This window comes from Arcicella lustrica, from assembly GCF_034930985.1.
Classification (GTDB): Bacteria; Bacteroidota; Bacteroidia; order Cytophagales; family Spirosomataceae; genus Arcicella; species Arcicella lustrica.
Genome location: NZ_JAYGIM010000029.1, coordinates 1 through 4,345, shown reverse-complemented (window position 1 = coordinate 4,345; position 4,345 = coordinate 1). Strand labels below are relative to the sequence as shown.

4 protein-coding genes are annotated in these 4,345 nt (G+C 34.3%); all 4 read left to right on the top strand.

Annotated elements, in window-relative coordinates; translation table 11 throughout:
- Positions 1–390 (top strand): response regulator transcription factor (locus tag VB798_RS24285; protein ID WP_323689829.1); only part of this gene is annotated, 390 nt, incomplete at its 5' end.
- 141 nt (positions 391–531) lie between these two features.
- Positions 532–1,662, top strand: a complete 1,131-nt coding sequence (locus VB798_RS24280) for a DUF4856 domain-containing protein (protein WP_323689828.1) — start codon at positions 532–534, stop codon at positions 1,660–1,662.
- Positions 1,663–1,741: 79 nt separating this feature from the next.
- Positions 1,742–2,878 carry an imelysin family protein gene (locus VB798_RS24275; RefSeq protein ID WP_323689827.1) on the top strand — a complete coding sequence of 379 codons (1,137 nt, stop codon included), beginning with the start codon at positions 1,742–1,744 and terminating at the stop codon, positions 2,876–2,878.
- Positions 2,865–4,250, top strand: a complete 1,386-nt coding sequence (locus tag VB798_RS24270) for an HTTM domain-containing protein (protein WP_323689826.1) — start codon at positions 2,865–2,867, stop codon at positions 4,248–4,250. Before VB798_RS24275 ends, VB798_RS24270 begins: the two co-directional genes overlap by 14 nt.
- Positions 4,251–4,345: the final 95 nt, after the last annotated feature.

The window sequence follows — 4,345 nt, the reverse complement described above, 5'->3', positions numbered from 1 at the left end:
GATGATTTTTTGAATAAACCTTATGAAGTATCAGAGTTAGTCGCTAGGATATTTTCGTTGCTAAGAAGAAGTAAGTTGAGCAGTAAAAATATTATCAGATATAATGAATTGCAGATTGACTTGTTAGCAAAGTCTGTTTTGGTGAATGAAGTATTGCTTGGATTAACAAAAAAAGAATTTGAATTATTGCTGTTCTTTTTAGAACATAAAAACAAAGTAGTTACAAAAGATGCTCTTTTAACATATCTGTCGGGACAGTTAGAAGATTCCAAAAGTAATGCAGATATAATTTATGCACATATCAAGAATCTTAAAAGAAAGATGAATGATGCTGGATGCAAAATATACCTCAATACCATATACGGTATTGGCTATAAATGGGAGGACTAAGAGGTGCTATAAATTAGCCCTATTTTTTTGACTATTTGTTTGGAATAAGTCTAAATATAATTAACAAAGAATAAATAAATTTTTGAATATAAATAAATAAATAACTAATTCCTTATTACAATGTTTAAGAGAACCTACAAAATGAAATTTGTGTTAGTTGCTTTGGCAATTGCAGGCATGACCTCGTGTAAAGATGATGATGCAGTAGTGGCACCATTGCGTACTACAAAAATTGATTACGCAACATTGACAGCTACCACACCATATAGTAATGCTTTTGTTGACGGAGGAAAAACTACAGTAGATCTAAGTAATGGTAATAACCGTTATAAAATGTTTCAGGCATTAAATACTTCAATGAGTTCATCAATTAGTGGTAATAAAGTGATAGATGCTACTGTGTTGAAAAATATGTTTGCTAATACTAATAACCCATTTGTTGATAGTACTAAACTAAATACTTCAGGTGTACAGTTGCGTAATACTGTAGCTTCGTCTTGGTCAACAGCCGAGGCAGAAGTAGTAAAAGCAAAAATAGAAACGCTTTTTGGTGAAATTGCTGAAGCAAGTAAATCAATTACTTCGACTGCTGAAAAAGGTAAAGCAGGAAAGTTAGGGAGTCGTTTGGTTGATGCTAAAGGTATTGAAACAAACCAAATTATTCAAAAATCATTAATTGGTGCTTTACAGTATGACTATATTGGTAATGTATTGTTAACCAAAGGGCTGGATGCTGATAATAGCAAGCTTGTAACAGGTAAAAACTATTCTCAATTAGAGCAAAACTGGGACGAAGCCTATGCTTTTTTAACATTAAACCAAGCGTATTTAGCTGGTTCTACAAATACAGTAAGAGGTACAACTGAATTTGCGTTAGGCTCTTATGTATGGGAATACAACCAAGCGGCTTATCCACAAGTTCACCTTGCGTTCTTGAAAGGTCGTGCAGCGATTGTGAATAACGACAAAACAGAATTGAAAAAACAAGCTGATTTTATTAAAGCAGCGTTTGAAAAAGCAATTGCAGCAGCAGCAGTAGGTTATTTAGGAAAATGGGGAAATAGAACCTCTGAAGCAGACAAAGTTCATGATATTGGTGAAGGTGCTGGTTTTATCTATTCTTTACGTTTCTGTACAGTTAATGGTGCAAATGCTAAGTTTTCAGACGATATTTTAACAGCATTGTTAGGTTCAGCAAATGGATATTGGGACTTAACTCCTGCTAAAATTTCAGCAGCGTCTGATGCCATCAAAGCAAAGTTCGCTTTATAAGAACTTATTTTTTAATAATAGTAACCAAGTGGGTTGGTGGCAATGGTATTGCTGTCAACCCATATTATCGTTTAATGTGATGACTAGAATAGACTTAAAAAAAGTAAGTATTTTATTGATTGCAATTGTATTGATGTTGGCATGTTCAAAAACTGATGACCCACAAAATACAACGCCAGATTTGAATAAAGATCGTGCCGCAATATTGACCAATTTGGCCGATAATATCATTGTGCCATCCTATACCAATTTTAAAGCAAAATTGGATTTGATGTCTACTAAGTCTCAAGCTTTTATTGCCAAGCCTGAAGCCGCTACACTTACTGAATTTCGCCAAGCATGGGTAGACGCTTATATCAGTTGGGAAACTGTTGAAGGCTTTGATTTTGGTCCAGGAACCAAGACAGGGATTCGTAATTATTTCAATATATATCCAACAAATGTTGCTGGCATTGCAACATACATAAACAATCCGTCTGAAAATTTTGAAGTAACTGCCGCTTACGACAAACAAGGTTTTCCTGCATTAGATTATTTATTGAATGGAACAGGAAGTACCGATGCTGAAATCATAGCCTATTTTAAATCATCTACAGATGGTGCCAAGCGTTTGGCATACGTTAAACGAATTGTTGACCACATGAATGAGCTTATTACCAAAGTAATAAGCAACTGGGGTACTTATCGCAGTGAGTTTATTTCAAAGACGGGTACAGATATTGGTTCGCCAATGGGTGAAATGATAAATGGCTATATTTTACATTATGAAAGATTTATCCGTTCTGGTAAATTCGGTATTCCATCAGGAGCTATGCTCAATGGTGTTGTGTCGGCAAATAAAGTAGAAGCATTTTATAAAAAGGATATTTCTAAAGCATTGGCACAAAGTGCACATCAAGCAGCTGTTGACTTTTTTAATGGTAAAAATGTAAAAACTAGTGTAGAAGGCCCTTCTTTCAAAAGCTATCTTGATGGTTTAGTGGCAAAAGATGTTACTACAGGAAAATTATTAAGTGAAATAATCAATACACAGTTTGTGGCTAATAAAGCTAAAATAGATGCGTTAAAGCCTAATTTTTACCAAGAAGTGATAGATAATAACGTAGCGATGAAGGCTGTTTATACTGAACTACAAAAAGCGGTAAGAATGCTAAAAGTAGATATGACCTCAGCTATGAGCATAACCATTACTTATACTGATAATGACGGTGACTAATCCTTGGCTTAACAACACTTTATATACTAATTGTTTTAAAAAAGAGACTTCTGTTGCACCATTGGCAATATTCAGAATTGCTCTGGGCTTTATGCTTTTCGTAAGTCTTTTGCGCTTTTGGAGCAAAGGTTGGATTTATGATTTGTACATAAAGCCTCGTTATTTTTTTCCTTTTTATGGATTCGAGTTTATTCGTCCTTTAGGGCAATATACTTACATGCTGTTTATAGTATGTATTGTGTCGTCGGTTTTGGTAATGATTGGCTATTTTTATAGAATAGCCATTATTGGCTTGTTCTTGAGTTTTACTTATATAGAACTCATGGATAAAAGCACTTATCTAAACCATTATTATTTTATCAGTTTACTTTGTTTGATTATGGTGTTTTTGCCAGCACATAGGTATCTTTCAGTAGATGCTTATAAAGACAAAACTTTATTGGTAAACAAAGTTCCTACATGGTGTATATGTGTTATCAAGTTGTTGGTTTTTATATTGTATTTCTACGCAGGGCTTGCCAAGTTAAATAGTGACTGGCTTATTCAAGCGTTGCCCTTAAAAATATGGCTTCCAGCACGTAATGATATGCCTATCATAGGTTTTTTGTTCAATTACTCATGGACACCCTATGTTTTTAGCTGGTTCGGATGTGTATATGATCTAACTATTGTCTTTTTACTATTGAACTCTACAACAAGGCCAATCGCTTATTTAACAGTTGTAGTTTTTCATGTTTTTACAGCCTTGTTGTTTCCTATCGGTATGTTTCCATATATTATGATAGTGACAGCCTTGATTTTTTTCTCTCCTAGTTTTCATCAAAGCATTATTCAACAACTTGCAAGAGTGTTGAAAGTACCAGCCAGTTTTTTACAGGCTGATAAAACTTACTCGTTTGCTCCTGTAGCCAATAAGCTTTTAATAGGTGGGTTTGTGATATTCTTCACTGTCCAGTTGATATTTCCATTTAGGTACCTGATGTATCCTGATGAACTTTTTTGGACGGAAGAAGGCTACCGATTTTCATGGAGAGTAATGTTGATGGAAAAGGCAGGTAATGCACAGTTTACTGTAAAGGATAATGATGGACACCAACAAATAGTTAATAATACAGAGTTCTTGACAACGCTGCAGGAGAAAATGATGGCTACTCAGCCAGATATGATTTTATATTATGCACATATCTTGAGAGATTATTATCAAAGCCAAGGCTTTCGGTCACCTCAAGTATATGTCGATGCTTATGTTACCCTGAATGGTAGGTTGGGTAAAACATTTATTAATCCTACTACTGATTTAGCCAAAGAAATAGAATCCTTCCAGCATAAATCCTGGATTATTCCCCTCAATAATGAAATTAAAGGTTTTTAGTACAGTTTTTATCTGTTTTTTCGCAACATATACTTTTGCTCAATATCGTTTGAAAGGTATTATTAAATCAAAAAACGATAGTGCCTTGGTGGCAG

Excerpts from the sequence above, each read along its gene's own strand:
- VB798_RS24275 (WP_323689827.1), top strand. The coding sequence starts at position 1,742 with ATGACTAGAATAGACTTAAAAAAAGTAAGTATTTTATTGATTGCAATT.
- VB798_RS24280 (WP_323689828.1), top strand. The coding sequence starts at position 532 with ATGAAATTTGTGTTAGTTGCTTTGGCAATTGCAGGCATGACCTCGTGT.
- VB798_RS24270 (WP_323689826.1), top strand. The coding sequence starts at position 2,865 with ATGACGGTGACTAATCCTTGGCTTAACAACACTTTATATACTAATTGT.